Genomic DNA, 20,710 nt, shown 5'->3' on the forward strand with positions numbered 1-20,710 from the left:
TGTGTCGCTTAAAAAATAATATAATGATCCAATAAAGTTTTGTGTAGAATCTATTTAAGCTAATACTACCAATTGTATATATAAATAGGTCTCATCCCATTTATCAATTGCAATGGGTAATGTGCTGGTTACAAATACGAAGCCCACATTGCCTCAAGGATTCATAGAGTTAAAATAGTTTACCAAACGGTATTAGAGTAATTAAATCTTCTTTGACACGGATCTTAATCAAGAGTTAAAATCTCAAAGGTAATCTTTGAACTAACAATGCTTTGTAAAAAGTATATAAAAAACAAAAGCCGCCTAATTAGGCGGCTTTTGTTTTTTATAGTTTAATTCTTAGTTGATAAGAATTATTTCAGTTTTGTCATACGTTTTGTTGCAGTATGATCAGCTCCATCTAACTGATAGTATAAGACACCTGAAGTTTCAATATCATCTTTTCCAATTGTGATACTGTTTAATCCTTTCACTCCATTGATTTCATATACTCTTACTACTTTTCCTGTTACATCGTAAATCGTTAACAATGCTGGAGAAGCAGTTGGTAATCTAAAGCTAACCACGGTTTCTGTTTCAAATGGGTTTGGTGTATTTTGATATAATTCGAATACTCCACTTTCAACAACTCCATTATCAGTACGTACTCCTAAATCTACTCCTTTAATATCAAGAGATGCGTTGTATGCTTCTGCAGTAGTAAGGTCGCTGGTAATTGCGATCAAATCACTAACATTTGCATCTTTCAATGCTCTGAAGCTAAGTGTAAACAACACTTCATCTGATTTAAAGCTCATTCCTTTATTGCTATTCCAGCTTGTGGTAAGAATACCATTATCTATGGATGTCACACCGAAGTTTGATTCATCAATATCTAATACACCACCTTTAATTCCTTCATAAAGCATTGCTTCCTGATCGAATTTGAAAGTGTACTGGTATCCAGCAATATCCTCAAAGTTGCTAGCCATAAAGTTAATTTCATAAACTTCACCTGCTTTCAATTTACCACTTTCAATTTCAAAATGAAGTTGGTCTTTATGTCTGCTGGTTGCATTTGTAAAATTATGTGCTGCTGCATTATTCGTAACATCACCCATTTTTATTGCAACGAAATCTTCCACATGAGTACCTGTATTAGGCATTGGTACTAATACCTGGCGTGGAGCATTCCAAGGTGCAATTGGAAGTGGGAATACATAATTTGTAGGTACGAATGTCCAAGATTGAACTTTTGCAAATTCACTTGTGATACCTAAAATCAATTTACGAATTTCTGAAACGTCTGCTGCAGTTATTGCATTTGTAGCGTTTACATCTGCTGCAATCAATTTATATGGACTATTCAAGAGTTCAATTCCAAGAATATGTCTCTGAATTTTCACGATATCTGCTGTAGATACTCCATTAATATGGTTGTCATTTCTAGCTGGTTTTACTGCATACTCTGCACTTGCACCAACTGCTAAATCTCCAAACATATAATGACCATCTGCATGTGTCGTTACTTGTTTCATCATTTTTGGACCAACATGCATTTGTACATCTGCAAATTCAGTTTCGTCACCTTTCTCTGTTTTCAAATTACCAGTTATTTTACCAGTCACATTTGAAGAGTTAGGACAAAGATCTTGATTGTCTTGTACGATGATTACAGTTTTACAGTAGTCTGTATTACCTTCTTCATCTTCAACCCACATCTGAACTTCAACTAATAACTCATCATTTGCTCCAGCTGCTACGAAATCATCACAGCAAATAGTGATACTTGTTTTTGAAGTATCTCCATCAAAATAGAAATTCAATGCATCGTTCGTTGTACAGTTGTCAAAACTTCCTCTGTCTAAATCTTTTGCCCAAACCGTTACACATTTAGATGCTGGCATTGGAACTGTAATTACTCCTGTCAAACAGTATGGTGTTGGTGCTTTGCAATCCTTCACTTCAAACAATTGACATAAAGTACCTATGTTTCCACATCCGTCTTCTACAAACCAACAGATTTTGTGTATTCCTATTGGATACGTACCACTTGCTTCAAATGGATTGTTTTCATTATCTGCTAATGGATTGTGGTGGAACAATGGTGTTCTTCCTGCTGCATATTCTTTTCTAGTCAATGGACCTACTTTGAAATCATATCCCTGGTGAGTTCCGATTCCATCATTAAATAAGTCTATTTTATAGTCATAGAATAACCAATCTAATGGGCTACAGTTGTCTGTTGCATCAGCTACTAAGCTAATATGGCCATAGCAGATATTATCACTTGCTCTCTTAACTGCAGGTTCACATGGACCTACTTCAATACTAACAACTGGTTTATCTGTGTCGTGTACTTTTATAATTTGTAAGTACTCCCATCTTCCTTTTACCGGATCGATACTTGGGTCATACTGACACCAGTCAATTACTACCCATTTACGCAATACTTTGAAACATGCATCTGGTTCAATTGTAAAGATCTCATCGAAATATTCGATACTGATCAATGCACATAAATCATCTGCTCCGTTTTCAATTACTGGTCTTCCTAATAAAGGATTATCTGGGCTGATATCTGCACCACAACCATTTATTGTAGTTGCTTGACCTGTACAATTTCCTGGCCAGGTGATGTCATCATCAGGATCACAATTATCTGCTCTATTGATATAGAATGGATCGCAATCAACTACCCAAATAATCTGAGTACCTGTTACGCTAATTCCATTTGGTCCTCTAGCAACTACTGTACGAGTAATTTGACCTTGACCGCACTCCCGGTTATCATTTACACTGATCGTTGGTGTATTTCCGCAGTTACTTAATACATAACCATCAAATCCCCAAACCAACTCATATTTTCTATCATAATGAGCAGTATCGAACAAGGATCTGTAATAATCACAAGCTCTATTCCAAGCAGGTGGATTTGAAGGTGGTGCGCCTGGTACGAAACCTGGGTAACCTGTAATATCATTTCTTACACAATAGTTATAACAAACTAAATCTGTTGTAACTACTTTATGTCTATCTGATAAATCAGTAACTACTCTACCGAATGTTGGGTCATTAGGATCTGTTAATTTATCTACGTCAAACCAGAACCAGCAACTTACTACGATATTTGGTGGAGGTACAACCGTTGGAACACCTTTGTCTTGTATTTCGATTTCTACCATACAATCGCTATAATGTCCAAATAAAGATCCATTCTGATTCATTCTTGAAGGTGCAACTGGACCATCTCCTGGTTCAACGTCAAACACTCTCATAACAACCATAATTCTCTTACCGGCATCAGTACAACAGAATTTCACATAGTCATCAAAATAAATTTGATTACCATCGATAATTACATTGTCATCACCATTAACAGAAGCACAATTGGTTCCATTATCTGGTTGGTTAGCATTTGATCCATTATTTGTATTTCTTAAGTGCTCCATACGGATCGCTTTAAAGAATACATGCGCTCTACAATTATCAAATGAACCATCATTAATATCTTCTGCGAAGATTTTTCCAAAGTTTTCTCCAGGTGATTGATTTCCTGCAATACTTACAACAATATTTCTATCGCATACAGCTGTTGGAGGTGTATTATCAATCACATTTACTTTAATTGTTTTTTCTGTTTTATTTCCACAAGCATCTATCGCTGTAATAACTACTGGATGAACACCTAATTTCATGTTGATTACGATCCAACTTCCATCAAGTTGTTGGATAGCAGTTCCACTCCATGTTCTTACTGTGAAATTAATAGAATCAGAACAATTGTCTGTAATCCAAGGTGCAGGAACTTCCCATGTACCATCACAAGTCCATGGATTTGTACCTACTATCACTGTGTCTGGATAAGCAATTTTTGGTCCTTCTTCATCTAACACTTTAATTACCTGAATATATTCAACCGGGTTCACACCTGCTAATGGAGGTAAGCACATATTTCTTACTTTCCAGTAACGAAGGATTTCATACCCGTTTGCACATACATCATATACTTCATCATCGTATCTGATTGACAGATTACAATTTTTGTTGTCTTTATTTAATGCAACTCCATCTAAAGATGGTGCACCAGTACCTTGCCACATCCATACTTGGTTTGGTCCCCAACATGCACCTGTGTTTCTCCACTGAGGATGTGCATCGTAATAGATTCCATATGGAGATGGGTGACCATCATTAATACCACCTTCAAGATAATTCCATCCAAGAAGTTTTGGAAGTCTATCACCACTTAAATCTCTTGTAAATGGATCAACAATTCTTGGATCTCCACCTGTTAGGTACCAATATGCACTATCCAATAAATAACCATCAACACAATATGGTGAAGGTAAAATATGTGGAGTTACATCTTTTTCAAAACGTTTTGCATCACAATGTAAAGCTGGAAGATCTAAATTATCATAGCTACGTGGCCATTCGATTTTACTTAAATCAAATGCTTTCACCTGAATAATTTGTGTACACTGAGAACCGTTGCCTAATTCATTTGTAACGGTAAACGTACGTTTAATGATAAATGCAATCGGGAAGTCACAATCTCTTGCTTTTGTAATGGTATCATCGTAATGAATATCATAATCAAATACACAACTTCTGATAATTGGATTTCCTAAGTATTCAGGATCTAATGATGAATTACAAGCTACAATGGTATCTCTTGGACAATCAATTGCAGGTGTTGCTTTGTATTCAATAAATACTTTGCTCCAACATTTATTTCCTGTAACAGGATCAATCACAGTCACTTTAAAGTATCTACCAATGTCTGCAGTTGTAAACACATTACTATGTCTTGCACCTGTAATCCAATCTTCAATAATTAAAGTGAATCTGTCTTTACAACCATAGTTGATTCCAGCTAATAATTCATCTGCAGTAATCGTACCTAAACAATCTGGTCCTAAGGAGAAGTTGATTTCATCTACACAAGCAAGATCTCTGCTTGTTGGATTATTTTCAACCACTGTTATGTTCCACATGCACATGGTACTATTACCAGCTTTATCTGTAGCTGTTGCTGTTATCTTATGAACACCAATACCCAATTGTGTATTTAATGGTGGATTTACTGTAATCCGAACTGAATCACAATTGTCATCAGCCCAAAGTGCAGGGTTAATTTCAAGGAATGCATAACAATCGCCACCATTTAAATTGATCGTGTAATCTTTAGGACAATTTGTAAATACAGGTGCCTGAGCATCTCTAATTGTAACTGTAAATTCACATGATCCAGTATTACCTGACATATCGGTCAAAGTATATACTACTCTTGTTGCACCTACACTAAAGAATTGCGTTGTTTTTGTTCCAGGATTAACTCTACCGCCAGTTGGTACACTATGTAAAGGACAACCCGGCATTGGAACAGGAATGTAAGTTACATCCACTGTACCCATACAGCAATTATCCATTACTACTGGATGAATCCACATAAAGTTAGCACCACAGAAGTCCAAGTCATTATTAAATGTAGTATCCCTTTGAGCATAAGCTCTTTGAGAAAGCACTCTTAATGACCAGCCATTTAAACTAATACTTGAAGGAGAAGCAGAATTATTTTCTATTTCTAATCTCCAGGTACCAGCTGCTGATTTAGGACATAAAACACTCAATGGTTGATCTGGTTTGTAATTTAAACCTCCAGCTAAAGATGCACAAATTGCATTTGCAACTTTTGTAGGATCTAGATCTGAAATTCTTCCAGCAATAAAATTTGTAAAACCATTACAAACACCATCATTCCATAAACGAACTCTGGTTCCGTCAGGATGAATTAAGGTACCTTCAGTATTTGCAAAGTTAGAAGCTGTTAAATTTAAATTCGTTACCCAAATATCAATGATTTTGGTTGTTGGATTTACTGGAACTGTTAAGTTAAATGTATAACAACCTGGTCCACTTGCAGTACCGGTTAAACCAGTAAATGTAAAGGTATCATTGGTAGCACACATTGGAATTTCAGTATCTCTAACCAATACATTGAAACAACAAGTATCCTTTTGAGCTGCAATTGTTTGAACAGAAGTTATTAATCCGTTTGATGGGAAAACATATTGTGCTAAAATTGGATTTACTCTACCTATAGATGCTGGTTCGCAACCTTCAGCAAGTCTCCAATCATCAGCAATATTGCGATCTAAAATGCAATATCTGTAATAAGATCCTCTATCAAGATTTGTAGGACTAATTCCACTCCAACCTGCAGCCGTCATTGCTGGCGTTCCTTGACCTAATAAGCTGTACCCATTGGTAGTGACTGCATCTACGTTTCTTAAACTTAGATGATTTAACACATAACCTCTTGGCATATTTATAGCCACCTCTGGTAAGTTCATATTGTAGAAGAACGCTGCAGGATTATCTGGGAATCCAGGTAATGCAGCTCCAACATGCAATGTTAAAACACCACCAGAAGGTAATACCGGTCCAGGCATGTTTGGTAAGGTATAGGTACCAACCAATACACCACCCTGGAATATATTTAAACTCAAGCAGCTAACATCAATTGATGAAGGGCCAAAGTTTGTTATCTCAACATAATCTCCATTTACATCAGCAGGTGATATAAAGAATGGCAATGGACTTGTAGTACCGACTACAATAGCATCAATTTGTTGAGTTACCTCCGTAATTAATAATATTGGTTGATCTTGTACTGTATAGCAGATCTGATTATTTCCTTTAGGGAAATTACTATTGCTTGCATCGCGAATACCTTTCTTAATTGTATCACCAGCTTCGTTTCTAATAACATAAGTTACCGCAGTATGAGGACAAATATCTCTAACAGAAACCGGAGCTAAACCTGTTACATTATTTTTACCACAAACACCTGGATCATTTACTAAATCCAGATTTGCAGGACAGGTAATTACAGGAATATCCCAGTAATCGTTAACAACAACTTTTATCGTACAAGTATCTCTATTGTTACAAAGATCTCTTGCCTCATATTTAAGTATTGTTGTACCAACAGGGAATCTAAATTGAACTGGATTTGGTCCAAAAATTTGCGTAATTACGATACTATCTGCTTGTGTACAATTATCTGTAGCAACTAATTTTGGCACTGTAACATATGCATCACAATGATCTTTTTCTGCATCCTGTACAATTGGAGGAGGACAGTTTAAGAATCTTGGTCTTATGTTATCCGTAATTGTGAATCTAGCAGAACTTCTGGAAACATTACCACAATCATCTGTAGCAGAGAATGTAACAATTACAAATCTTGCTGGTCCACAAACGCGAACCCAGTTAGCTGCTTGATAATCATTTGTGTATGTAATTTGATCACTACATGCATCCACAGTATTGAAACCTGCTCTATAATTCAACCATCCAATAAGTTCATCATCATTATTACCTGATAAATTCTCACAAGAAATTGTGGTATCCCTTGCTGGGCTAACAATCGTTGGTGCTAAGTTATCAATGATAATAAAGCTCGCTTCACGAGTAGATGAATTACCTGAACAATCGTATGCTGTAAATCTATAGATTGTACTATCTGTATTGCTACAACGATCGTACTCTCTAACCTGATCATGCTCAAATCTTACGACTCCATTACAAAGATCTGTAAGAACGGATCCACCACCAGTTGATGTTAACCAATTATTTAATTGTGTAATATTTCCTCTACCATCACACTGAACTTGAAGATTTCCTGGATTTACGATCCAAACCGGAGGTGTAGTATCTCTAACTATAAATCTAGCTACAGTTCCGTTTGAAATATTTCCACAAGAATCAAGTGCATTGAATCGGTATGTGATTCTACGGTTTTGTCCACAAGTAACTTCATTTGAAATGAATGTTGTATCCCAAATAAAGATTCCACCGCTTAATACATCCTGATCTAATTGTAATGGTCTGGTATTTAAATAATCCAGGATATTCCATTTAAGATTTCTAGCATTTGGTTGTGGCCCATGGAATCCTGAAGCGGTCATTCCACCAAACATAACAATACCGCCACCCCATAATGATTCTGCAAGAACTGGGCGATTTGCACCACCATTTTCGCGAATAATGATATTCATTGATGGAGGACCGATTATCGCATGTCCAAAGAAGTTACCAGTATAAGCTGCACCTGTAGGCAGATACGGACCATTAAATATTGGATGTGGATTTGCTTGAATAACATTTGGAGTAAAATTAGGATATGTAATTTGCACACCACCAAATCCAAGATTAATATTTCCACCAGTGTTTGGTGCTGCATTTAAAAGCAATCTACCACCACAAGTTACCCATGCTTCCGCTAAGCCTAAATTATTATTGATGAAAGTATTGAATGTATTCGAAATAGCATCACTTCCATCAATATATATAAATCGATAATTTCTACTAAATAATGTTGCTGCTGAAACTGTAAAATCAAAACGATCCCAGTTTCCAACACCAAATATCTGATTCATGGAAGTAGTGTAATCATCATAAGATGGTCCACCACCCCATGGGAATGGATTACTTGATACTAAGGCAGCTTTTGCACCTGGGAAAGGTTGACAAGTTACCCCACTACAAAGATCTGCAGCTACTGCGGATGCATGATTATTGATCCATGCTGCAAAACCTGCTGCGTTTCCATTACCATCACATTCAACAACAGTATCTCTTGCTGGAGATAAAATTTCTGGTGCTGTTTTGTCAACTACAGTCACTGTAGCTTGAGCCGTTGTTGTGTTACCGCAAACGTCTGCTGCTGTAAATGTAACTAATGCAGAACCTGTGTTTCTATTACAACCACCTGTTAAACCATTGAAGTTATTTGTATAGTTGATGGTAATCTGACAAGAGTCAAGTGCTACACCATTTCCATTTGCGCGCAACCAAGCTGAAACTTGTTGATAAGGATCATTGGTTCCATCGCATTCTAATGTTGTATTCTGTGGTCTTACATTCCATACAGGAGGTGTTTGATCACGTACCTGAAGTGTAAATGTTACAGATGCAACATTACCACAACGATCTGATACTGTAAATACAACTGGAATTGCTACGCCACAATAGTTGTTTATTAAACCTGAGAAATTATTTGTCCAAAGTAAGAATGGACTCGCATCACAAGCATCTGTACCTATGGTACCCGCATGTGAATCTAACCAAGCATATACTCTTGCATATACATCATTTCCACATTCAACAATAAGATTTGATCCGCCTGTAATTACTGGAGGAGTGATATCCCGAACTGTGTAATTAGCATATCCAACACGGGTATTTCCACAAGCATCGGTAGCAGTAAATACAAATACATACGTACCTGTACCTGGGCTACATGCTGATTGACGATCAAATACTCTGTTTGTTACAACCACTCCAGCACAATTGTCTGTAGCAGATGCACCGGCAGCCCATGCAGCCATTGAAGGACTTAATGGATTCTGACAGTCTACTATAATATTTGCTGGTAATGTTAATGTTGGTCTAACTGTGTCAGTATAGATATTTAATGTATATGAATTTGAACAACCGTTTGGATCATCCAAAGTATAGGTTACTGCATAAATTCCACAAGCAGTAGGAACGAAAGTTCCATTACCACCATTTCCGTTAAATGTTACACCATTACCTGTAAAGGTACCACCCGCAACTGCTGGCGTTAAAGTTACACTTTGACCGATACATGGATTTACTGGATTTGCAGTAAATGTTGCATTCAACAAGGTTCCATCACGAATTGAAATACGCTCACAATATTGTTCAGTACAAACAGATGCCGGATTTGCAGGAGAAGCAGGATTTGGGCCCGCTGCTGGACCACAAATAGGCGTTGTAATTGTCTCCGTCATACAAAGATCGAAGATCAATCCACCTAATGGTACTGGACCATTAATTGTAAATGCGCCGGTTGCAGTATTCAAGGTAATTTGTGGCAATGGTGTTGGGCTTGTACCCCAAGTTCTTGTCACAACCCCTGCTGCATCATACGATGGGCTGTTTACTAATGGATTGAATGTAGTTACTGGATCATTTGTTGACCAGCAAATTTCATTCTGAACGCTAAAGCTTGGAGTCGGCTGCTCAGAAATCTGTAAGCACGCTGAACTTTGAGCAAAGCATCCACCTCCAGTTGCACCAGGAACCGTAGTTACTGTATAGGTGAAGCAATAACAACCTGCTTGTGTAAACACTAAATTGTTACCCATAATTTGAGCACCTGATGGCGGTGTACCGGCAAAAGACCAGCTTCCTCCAGGAGATGTTGCTGTACTTGCAAATAAAACTGATAATGGAATAACACCACCTGGTTCTACTATACAAGGAATTTGTTTATTAGCTAAAGTTGCATTTGCTAAAGGAGCAACCACAATATTTCTAGTTAACACGTTACTACATCCGTCAGGACTGTTTACCGTATATGTTACTGCATGTGTTCCAACGCCTGCAACTGCTGGACAGAACTCATACTGAGGATGACCTGCAGTCGTTGTGCTGACACCTGCTCCAGTAAATACACCACCTGGGGTTCCGGTAACCAATAAGTCTAAACGCACACATGGAGCGTCGACACAAATTGGTCCAAATCCAGTCCAGTTAGGATTGGAAGCAGTTACAGAATTTGTTATAGTAATGGTTTCGCAATATTCTTTTCTACATTCTACAAAAGAGCAATTCGCATTATCATAATGCTCTTGCATACAAATTGTAACGATACCTGCTCCAATGATTGTTACCACACCACCTGCAGAAACCGTCGCAACTGAATTATTGCTTGAATTGAAGGCTCTTAAGAATAATGTAGTATTTGGATGCGGCGCTTGACTTGTTAAATAGTTCGCTACGATATTATAGGAAATCGTAGGCACACCAACAGCCCAACAAATTTGATCCGGTAGATTAAATCCTGGCGTTGGTTCTTCACCTACTGTTAAACGATAGTCAAATGTAGCTGTACATGCTCCGGTAGCACCAGGGAATGCCATTACTGTATAACGTACGATATAACAACCTGGATCTGTATATACTAAGGTGTTACTTTGAACAACCCCTGTAATACCACCACCTAAAGCATTTGTCGGACTAGACACGATTGACCAAGTACCACCTCTTGTAGCCGCTGGGCATAAGAAGGTTAATAAGTCAAAAGTACCCATTGTATAATAGGATTCTATATTCACTGGAATAAAGAATTCACTTGCATTTGGGAAGCCACCATAAGTTTGAGGAGATCCTAATCTTCTGGTTGCACATGCAATTGCAAAATCATCTTCTGGACAAGCTGCTGTAACCGGACCATAAACTTCAAGATTATGAGTCATTACTGCGGTACATCCTGCACCATTCTGAACTGTATAGGTAATTGCATGGGTTCCAACACCAGCAACTGCTGGGCAGAATCTATAATTTGGATGACTAGGATCCAACTGAACACCTTGACCTGTAAATACTCCATTAGGCGTGCCTGTAACTAATAAGTCTAAATCTATACATGGATCTGTAGTACAGAATCTGAATGGATTTGGACGTGTCCAGGTAGGATTAACTTCTGTATTTGTTTGGTGGATCGTAATCCGCTCACAATAAGTTTCAGGACAGGAGATACCGGCAGCTAAAGAGCCACAAGCAGCATAAGTCAAAATTTCTGTTACACAGATTTCAAAAACCCCTGCACCTTGAGCGGTGATTGTTGGAGATTGAACTGTGTTGTCATTAAATGTAGGAATTGGACCTCCAGAAACAGCGGTCGCTGTCCAAACATAGGTTCTTGTAGAATTTACACCAGAGGTATTTCCATTATATAAAGTACTTAATGTTAATGAACCTGGGATACCATTCCAACATACTTCCTCTGCTAAATCAAAGCTAGGTGTCGGCGCTTCCAATAAAAGTAAAAATACATCATCAGAAACTTCGGCACATGCACCTGGCGCACCCGGGAATGCTGCTGGAACTGTATATCTTAATTGATGACATCCTGGAGATGCACTCATGGTATAATTCCGAATTGCAAAAGCAGGTCCGGAAATATGAGACCAAGTTCCACCTGGAGTGGTTCCAGCTGTTTTCAATTCTTCTAAATTAAAATCTACAAATGGGCCTCCATTGCTATTATTAAAAATAAAGCAACCTCTGGCTACATCGTTTCTTAATGTTGCATTATTAACAGGATAAACGCGAATCAATCTGCATGAATATTTCATACAGTTGGATTCCCCTGTCATAACACAAATTAAATGATAACCTGGTCCTGCTACAGATGGATCAAATGAACCTGTTGGGTCATTACCACCATTATCTGTTACGCCTGGGCCTGACCAAATTACTTCTGCATTACCGTCAGGTGAACCTGCGTTTACAGAAGCATGTGGATTTGATAATACTAAGGGCACTGCTGTTACATCAGCGCACACATTAATTGGTATTACAAATGATGGATCACTAGCAGCATTTATGACAACTTCTAAAGTATCAATTTGCTGACAGTCTGGTCCGCCTGGAGTATTTGTACCAATGGTATAAATTATATTATGAGTTCCTTCTCCTGCAGTTTGAGGATTAAAAGAAGCTGTTGCTCCGTTTCCTGCATCTGTGATACCAGGGCCTGAAAAGACACCATTGATACCACATAATGTGGTTGTACCATTATTCCTAATTGTATAAGGACCTACATCGTTTGCACAATAAATTTGTGGACCGGATAATGAAATATGTGGAAGTTGATTCACTACTATAGTTCCTCTACATACGATATCATCTGGACAACTTGGAATTGTATATTGATATTCTACTGTACCGCAGCCACCATTATATACTAAACCCGTAACTACATCTCCTGGTATTACAGAGAATACTGTAGGAGCTGTTATTCTAACTAAACCTGGGCCTGTTTGTACTCCAGTAGTTGTAGTTGCAGCTGTTACGCCACCAATATAGGATGAACCACCACCACCGCCGGCACCAAAACCTGAACCGTGATCTGTTGTGGAAGTTCCACCACCACCACCAAAATAACCACCACCTGCACCACCAGAACCCCAAGCTGCTACGTTTGAACTTCCGTTACCACCTTGTCCTAGTGTTCCATCTGTAGCACCTCTTAAAAGTGTACCAGCAACTCCACCAGCAGCTTGCGTACCACCTGTTCCTCCAATAGAGTTTATATGTGGTGGGGCATTATTTCCAATAAGACCACCGCCGTCGGCACCTGGTGCTACTGGACCAAAGAAGCCTCCGCTTCCCCCGCCACCGCCTGCTGCGACAATCACTCGGTCTGCAAGCGCTGTACCACCGACTCTAATATCAGAAGCACCGCCGCCGCCGCCGCCATTCTCTACTTGAGGAAAATTATCAAATCCACCATTTCCACCGCCGTTAAATCCGCCGGCATTGTTAGCGTCTGCTCCATTAAATGAAGTACCTTGACCACCAACATAGATATTTAAAACTTGACCAGGAACGACCGCAAGTGTACCGGATGCGTATCCTCCCAGACCCGCTGGATTATTACTTGTACCACCAGCTCCGCCTTGTGCACCCCAGGTTTCAATATTTACAGAAGTAACACCTGCTGGTACCACATAAGTTTGGGCAGCACCTGTATAATTAAATGTTTGAGCGCCAGGAGCACTAATAATTGTAAATGTTCCTCCTGTTATTGCTGTAGAACTTAATAAATCTGAGAAAGAGATTGTTGCACCTGGATCGAGACATGCTCTATAATCAATAAGAGCACAAGTTCCAACTACGTGATTTTCTATTTGAATTAAAATACAATAAGTTTGTTCGCAACGCTGATCACCAACGTTAACACAAACTGTATAGGTACCTGGACCAGGAAATCCATCACCATCTGAATCATTTGGAGTAAATGTTCCTGTTGTACCATTATCCGTTACACCACCACCAAACCATCTTACATTAGCTGCAGTAAATGGATCACCGGCGATATCATTTGGATTCAATAAAGTTAATACTAATGGCCAGGTATCTGTTTCACAAAGTATACCTGGATTCGTAATACCGTTTGGAGCTGTAGTGGATTGCTCCCCTGCTGCTTGATAAATTGTTATTACTTTTCCATCTGATTTTGTAGGGCAAATACCTGTTGGATCAACTACATCTAATTGTAGACCGTAGTCGCCAGCAGAAACTTGTGTATTTAATACTGGGAAAACAAAAGAACCTAAAGGTAAAGAAATTGGCGCGCCGCCAATAAGTGCATTACCATCAGGACCAACTGCAACAAATAAGTTTACAACATCATCAACACAACCTTCAATTCTGAAAGCACGGAGACTGAATGGCTCATCCTGACAATATTGTTGGTTAAAGTCCCAAATAATTTCTTTACAACGACGAATCGTTACATTGATAACATCTGTTACCGTTGCACCGGAGCAGTTTGTATATGTATATGTTATCGTTGAAACACCACATCCGCCATCATAACGAGCGGCATGAGAATTTCCTGGACCTGGAGGAGGTAATAATACAAATTGTAATCCACCAGAATTTGAAATCGTCCAAGTACCACCTTCTGGTGCTGAACCTAATAAGAATGTTTCAAGATCTATAATTGCATCTGGACATAAGCAAACTCCAAAATCATCAATTAAGAAAGGAGCTGCGAATGTTTGTTCTACGTTTATTACTCTAGTTACTTCGACATGACAATTTGCATCCCCAACGGTATAAGTAACTGCATAGGCTCCTGGTAAGGTTGGGTTAAAGATACCACCACCTGCAGAACATCTGCCTGGTGTTACGGCATCACCACTCCATTCGCCACAAGGTACGCAACAAATAAGTGCACATAAGTTAAGTGGAAGTTGGCCTGTATTTAAACAAACGATACCTGGATTTAACCAATCTGCATCTTGTGGATTTGCACGAATGAAAACGTTGCAAGATCCAACAAAAGGATTTTCATTACCTGAACAGTCGACGGCACCAATATCTATTGGTTGAATTCCTAATTCATAACAATCGAAATTTTCTATTGCATTAAATTCCCTTGGATTTGGATCACAATTATCTGTTGCAACGGCTCTACCATTAAACCAATCTAGAGGCACGGTAGCAAAAGTATATTGACAAGTTGTTAAGTCGATAGCTAAATTGAAAGTATCCATTGGAACTGGACAAGTCAATGCATCTGGTGCCATGTCGTCAATGATTGTAATCACCATTGGACAAACTGTTGTTACTGGACCATTGCCATTACAATCTGTATAACGGAAGGTAACAGTTATTGGAGACTGACCTGGAGGACAAACAAAAGTACTGGCATCTAATGGACCAGGAGCTGGTGATTGTATAATATCATCCACGTCGAATATAGGATCGCAATTATCTACAAATAAAGCTGGATCTCTAAAATCTGGGATCGTAACCATACAATTTGCATCCGTAGTTAATATCACTGGTGCAGGGCACGCAGAAACATCAGGAACCGGAGGTGTATTATCTGTAATGGTTACATTAAAAGTACAGCAGTTGGACGGAATTGGTCCACCTGTAGGAGGATCTAATGGTCCGTTGCCAAAACAATCCTGTGCACATAAACGAATTGTAAGAACTCTAGCAGAAGGACAACCTCCACCAGTTATAATCTCAGTAAAATCATCTAAATTTAAAACTACCGGTGCAATAACACGTTGGCTAATACCAGTAGGAGGAACCTGACCACCACAACCATCTGTAATGGTAGCACCAGCTCTGAAGTCTTCGATGGTATATTCGCAGAAATCATCAAAATTCCTGAAGAATGGGCCAGGGCAAGTTATGGTCGGGATTGTTAAGTCACGTAAGGTAATAATTACAATACCTAGGTTGGTATTTCCGCATGCATCCGTAATCCTGACGATTGCAGGGGGGGCAGTGACCGGATTTACCGGGCAAGCCAAAGGAGCAGGGAGTGGGCCTAAAAATACTAATCCAGACAATAAAGCGGCATCACTTGTACAGTTGTCATCAACATCTGCAGCAGTGTAAGTCGCCAAGATTTGTGCCGGTGTTACCACGCAACCAGGCCCTACATCCAAAGTAATCATTTTTGGTAGTATAGAAGGCGGCGTGTTATCCCGGATAAGTAAATTATCTATCCTTGACAAAGAACAGAATACATCATCTGTAGGATCTAAAGGATTTCCAAGGAAGAAGAAGAATGCTTCGATAAGCACTGCAATATCTTCATTGGCACACGCACCTGATTTTGGAACGGTAACTACAGTGCCCGCTAAAGGAGCTTGAACTACAGCTACCAAAACAAAACCCGGTCCAGGTGTTGCAACCCAGCGAGGTAGTAAATTGGGAACTGTAATACTGCAACCTGCATCAAAATTTACAGTAATGTTAGGTGGTGGAGCTGGTCCTGTCAAGGTATTCCCTGTAATAGGGTTACAAGCCGGAACCTGTCCGTAGGAAACTTGAAAAAGACCTACAATCATTAAAAAACAAATAAACCATCCTGGGATTGAGGATCGCAATTTGTTGCTAAGTGTACAAAGGTTTGTCATGAGATTAGTATTTGTAAAAAATTCGTTTAATCCAATAAATTATTAATAAAATACAATTTTGTTGAAGGCTTCAAACTGACTTCTTCGTCATAAGTCTGTTTTTTACCATCAATTACCAAAATATTTTTTGCTTCATCTAATACTACCGATTTTCCATTCATCATCCGGACAGGAGATTTAATATTTGGATCTGAAAATCCGAATCCGACATGTTTAAATAGAAAATTAAGATTTTCCTGGGTTGTTAATTCAGGATAAATCAATTGCGAAAACTTTGCATTGTCTAAAGTCTTCAATGCTACATCTGAAGGTACCAACAAGGTATATTCAAATTGACCAGGTCTCATAAACACAGTCATATAGTTTCCGCGTTCTAAAAATTCAGCAAACAAAGAGTATGCTGGTTTGGCTTTAACAGCCGCTATAATATTTTTGTATTGTTCTTTTAGGACTTCATCAGAAGCAATGACTTCACTTGGCACAGCTTTTGCTTGTGATCTAAGTCGTTGAGGAATTGAATCCTGGTTTGTAGTAGAAGTTTTTAAGGCTGGGTTGGTTTCATTTCTACAAGAAAACGAAACAAAGCATAAGGAGAAAATAACAGCGCAAACTGTCCATGGTTTGCACCACGACATATGAATTGCTTCATGCAGATTGCGTCTTTTCATTCTTGGTTTGGTTTTTTGCACACTAAAAGCCCCCTGGATAGTACGACTATCTAACAGAAAACCAATAGTTTACAAATAATTGCTTCGTCACCGGAGTCTTCGTTCCCCCGATTAATACCTTGCAAATATAGAAATGAGATAATACGGTAGTTAAAAAAAGTAAAATATTTTTATATTTTTTTTTTAATAACATGTATCATCTTGAATTATAAAGTAAATACAAATAACAAAAAATAATAATGTCTAATTTTAACTATTTATTAATGGGAGCTTAATCATAGTCATATATAAAAAACATGAAGAATGTAAGATGTTTTTTTATCATCCTTTATGTATATTAAATAAATTTAATCTGTAAATAGATATTGTAACTTTTTGAAACTCAATTTTTCAAAATCACATTAAAAGCATTTGCCTAGAAATGGCAAAAATTATAAAAAGTAAGGTTTACCATTCTATAATTTATCTGTAAATCACCGTATCCAAATGCATAATTTTTAAATCTTCTGAGATTTTTTCAGTCGATAATATTCGCATAGAAGTGTTTTTAAGTTTCAAAATATTGCGGGCTTCCAGAACTTCTACTTCGTCTGCCAACAAACTCCGATAACTCATTCCAACATACTTTTTTCTTGGATCTATCAATATATGGTGCAACAGAAATTTCAACTGATAGGCTTCATTGGTAGGTGCCATTTCCTGCAAGTTCTTTTGCAAATATTCCGGCAACTCGCCGATTGCACTATTCTTAACGGCCAAAATCAGATATCCCTGATTTTCAGCATTTACAAATAAATGTCTTTCTTTAAAATGATCTACAACTGCAGAAAAAGAACTGTATTCGGGTTTCTTTTTCAAATTCTCAAGGATCTGTGCCATAATATCTCGAGAAGTCTGTTCTTTCTTCAAATCTTCTTCAGATTTTTCCGGGATTACTAAAGTTTGAGCAGGTTTAACTGGTTCGTTGACATTTTGTTTGCCCGTGCTTTTACAAGCCAACAAACCTAAATTAAGTAAGCACATGAATACATAAGCATAACATTGGAACCTGCAATTCATAGTCTATAGTTTAAATAATGTCCGCAAAAGTAATGCCTATTCGAATTTTGAAGATAATTATATTGGATGTTCAGATGTACTGCTTTGATAGCATTGATTAAAAGCCTAATTCTCATTTCAATATTCACTTTTAAATCTGGAACACTAACTTTGCCAATTATGCAGCAAAAAAAATTAGAACTTCTAAATCAAAAAAAAGAAGATGCTCAGCTAGGAGGTGGGTTAAAAAGAATCCATTCTCAGCATTCAAAAAAGAAATTAACTGCACGGGAACGCATTGAACTGCTTTGTGATCCGGGGAGTTTCGAAGAACTTGGGATGCTAGTTACACATCGCACTTCAGATTTCGGAATGGAGGAACAACTCTATTTTGGTGATGGGGTTGTTACGGGTTATGGTACTGTAAACCTCCGATTAATTTATGTTTTTGCACAAGACTTTACGGTTTTTGGTGGATCGCTCTCTGAAACACATGCAGAGAAAATTTGCCGACTTATGGATATGGCTCTTAAAACGGGTGCACCTGTAATCGGTTTGAATGATTCTGGCGGTGCCCGGATACAAGAAGGTGTACGTTCTTTAGCTGGGTATGCCGATATATTTTATCGAAATGTAAGAGCATCCGGAGTCATTCCTCAAATATCAGCAATTATGGGACCTTGTGCTGGGGGCGCTGTTTATTCGCCTGCAATAACGGATTTCATTTTGATGGTCGAACAAAGCAGTTATATGTTTGTCACAGGTCCAAATGTTGTAAAAACTGTAACCAATGAAGAAGTTACTTCAGAAAGTTTAGGCGGAGCACATACCCATGCGACGAAATCCGGGATCAACCAAATTACCGCCAACAATGATGCAGACTGTATTCTAAAAATTAAAACATTACTATCCTATATTCCTCAAAATTGTGAAGAAAAAACACCAAAGCAAGAATATATTATAGCAAACGAATTAAGACCTGCACTCTCCACTATAATTCCAGAAATTGCAACACAACCCTATGATATTAAAACTGTAATTATTGAAACTATAGACAGCAATAGTTTTTTTGAAATTCAGGAGGACTATGCAGAAAATATTATTGTCGGATTTGGACGACTTGCAGGTAGAAGTATTGGAATCATCAGCAATCAACCGATGGTGTTAGCAGGTTGTCTGGATGTAAATGCTTCTAAAAAAGCAGCTCGGTTTGTTCGGTTTTGTGATTGTTTTAATATACCACTTTTAATCTTTGTAGATGTTCCAGGATTTTTACCAGGTACAGATCAGGAATGGAATGGAGTCATCAGTAATGGTGCAAAATTATTATATGCATTTAGTGAAGCCACTGTACCAAGAATTACAGTAATCACAAGAAAGGCCTATGGTGGTGCCTATGATGTAATGAATAGTAAACACATTGGCGCTGATTTTAATTTTGCCTGGCCAAGTGCAGAAATTGCCGTTATGGGTGCAAAAGGTGCTATTGAAATAATTTTTAAAAAAGAAATAGAATCGGCTTCAGATCCTATGAAAGCCTTACTTGAAAAAGAAGCAGCGTATGCTGATAAATTTGCAAATCCATATCATGCAGCAGCAAGAGGGTTTATCGATGAAGTAATAGATCCTTCATTTACCAGAATCAAATTAATCAAAGCGTTTGCTAGTCTTGAAAACAAAGTAGATAATCTTCCAAAGAAAAAACATGGCAATATTCCATTGTAATTTAATTGGATTAAGAGTTCACAATCTCTTTCTGTAAATAAAATATTCGACAATAAGTGATTCAAATAATTTTCTTAAAATGTTCATACATCATAACCACTTATTACAATTCATCAAAAAACAAAGTTTTTATCAAAACTCTATACAATAAATGTTGTTATTATACCAATTTAAGAAAGGAAGGCTATGGCAATTATAATTACCGACGAATGCATCAATTGTGGTGCCTGCGAACCAGAATGCCCAAATAATGCGATTTATGAAGGTGGAATCGAATGGGCCATGGCGGAAGGAACGAAATTAACAGGAACCTATATTTTGGAAGATGGCACAGAAGTCGACGTCCAATCTAAATTGAGTCCGGTAAGTAATGAATATTATTTTATTGTACCCGATAAATGTACAGAATGTGTTGGCTTTCACGAAGAACCTCAATGCGCAGCTGTTTGTCCGGTAGATTGTTGTGTTCCAGATCCTGATCGCAGAGAATCGAATGATAAATTATCTGCTAGACAAAATACATTGCATCATTGAGTTTAATGCACTCCTAAATCAATTGCTTTCCGGTTATAAAAACAAAGAACCATTAAACAGGTTTTAAAAGCAACATGCTTTCAGCAATATCATTTCAAATTTTCTGAGCTATTCAATAGATCCTTTTAGGAATACTCAATTAAAATTTCTGTAAACTATTTTAAAGTCTATAGACACCAGTATCCTTCACAAGTATGTCGAAAGAATTCATACTGAAACTATTTAAATTATAAACTACCATTTAGATTCTTATTACAATTAAATCCAGTT

5 protein-coding genes are annotated in these 20,710 nt (G+C 37.8%); 2 read left to right on the forward strand and 3 right to left on the reverse strand.

Annotated features, from left to right (window positions below; translation table 11 throughout):
- Positions 1-353: 353 nt before the first annotated feature.
- The 3 genes from IPO86_13295 to IPO86_13305 form a co-directional block, all read right to left on the reverse strand.
- Positions 354-16,475 carry an HYR domain-containing protein gene (locus tag IPO86_13295; GenBank protein ID MBK9729081.1) on the reverse strand — a complete coding sequence of 5,374 codons (16,122 nt, stop codon included), beginning with the start codon at positions 16,473-16,475 and terminating at the stop codon, positions 354-356.
- A gap of 26 nt (positions 16,476-16,501) precedes the next feature.
- Positions 16,502-17,143, reverse strand: a complete 642-nt coding sequence (locus IPO86_13300) for a hypothetical protein (GenBank protein MBK9729082.1) — start codon at positions 17,141-17,143, stop codon at positions 16,502-16,504.
- Between the two features lie 462 nt (positions 17,144-17,605).
- A complete protein-coding gene (locus tag IPO86_13305) occupies positions 17,606-18,202 on the reverse strand; it encodes a hypothetical protein (GenBank protein MBK9729083.1) in 597 nt (198 codons plus the stop codon).
- A gap of 159 nt (positions 18,203-18,361) precedes the next feature.
- Here IPO86_13305 and IPO86_13310 point away from each other — a divergent pair, with 159 nt between their 5' ends.
- Together IPO86_13310 and IPO86_13315 are read left to right on the forward strand one after the other, a co-directional pair.
- Positions 18,362-19,906, forward strand: a complete 1,545-nt coding sequence (locus IPO86_13310; GenBank protein MBK9729084.1) for an acyl-CoA carboxylase subunit beta — start codon at positions 18,362-18,364, stop codon at positions 19,904-19,906.
- A 186-nt stretch (positions 19,907-20,092) separates the two neighbouring features.
- Positions 20,093-20,440: a 4Fe-4S dicluster domain-containing protein gene (locus tag IPO86_13315; protein MBK9729085.1), complete on the forward strand. Its 348-nt coding sequence runs from the start codon at positions 20,093-20,095 to the stop codon at positions 20,438-20,440.
- Positions 20,441-20,710: the final 270 nt, after the last annotated feature.

The sequence above is a fragment of the Saprospiraceae bacterium genome (assembly GCA_016717265.1).
Lineage (GTDB): Bacteria > Bacteroidota > Bacteroidia > Chitinophagales > Saprospiraceae > Vicinibacter.

Bases quoted from the DNA above. Each gene is read 5' to 3' on its own strand.
- IPO86_13295 (MBK9729081.1), bottom strand. From the start codon at position 16,475: ATGACAAACCTTTGTACACTTAGCAACAAATTGCGATCCTCAATCCCA.
- IPO86_13300 (MBK9729082.1), bottom strand. From the start codon at position 17,143: ATGAAAAGACGCAATCTGCATGAAGCAATTCATATGTCGTGGTGCAAA.
- IPO86_13305 (MBK9729083.1), bottom strand. From the start codon at position 18,202: ATGAATTGCAGGTTCCAATGTTATGCTTATGTATTCATGTGCTTACTT.
- IPO86_13310 (MBK9729084.1), top strand. From the start codon at position 18,362: ATGCAGCAAAAAAAATTAGAACTTCTAAATCAAAAAAAAGAAGATGCT.
- IPO86_13315 (MBK9729085.1), top strand. From the start codon at position 20,093: ATGGCAATTATAATTACCGACGAATGCATCAATTGTGGTGCCTGCGAA.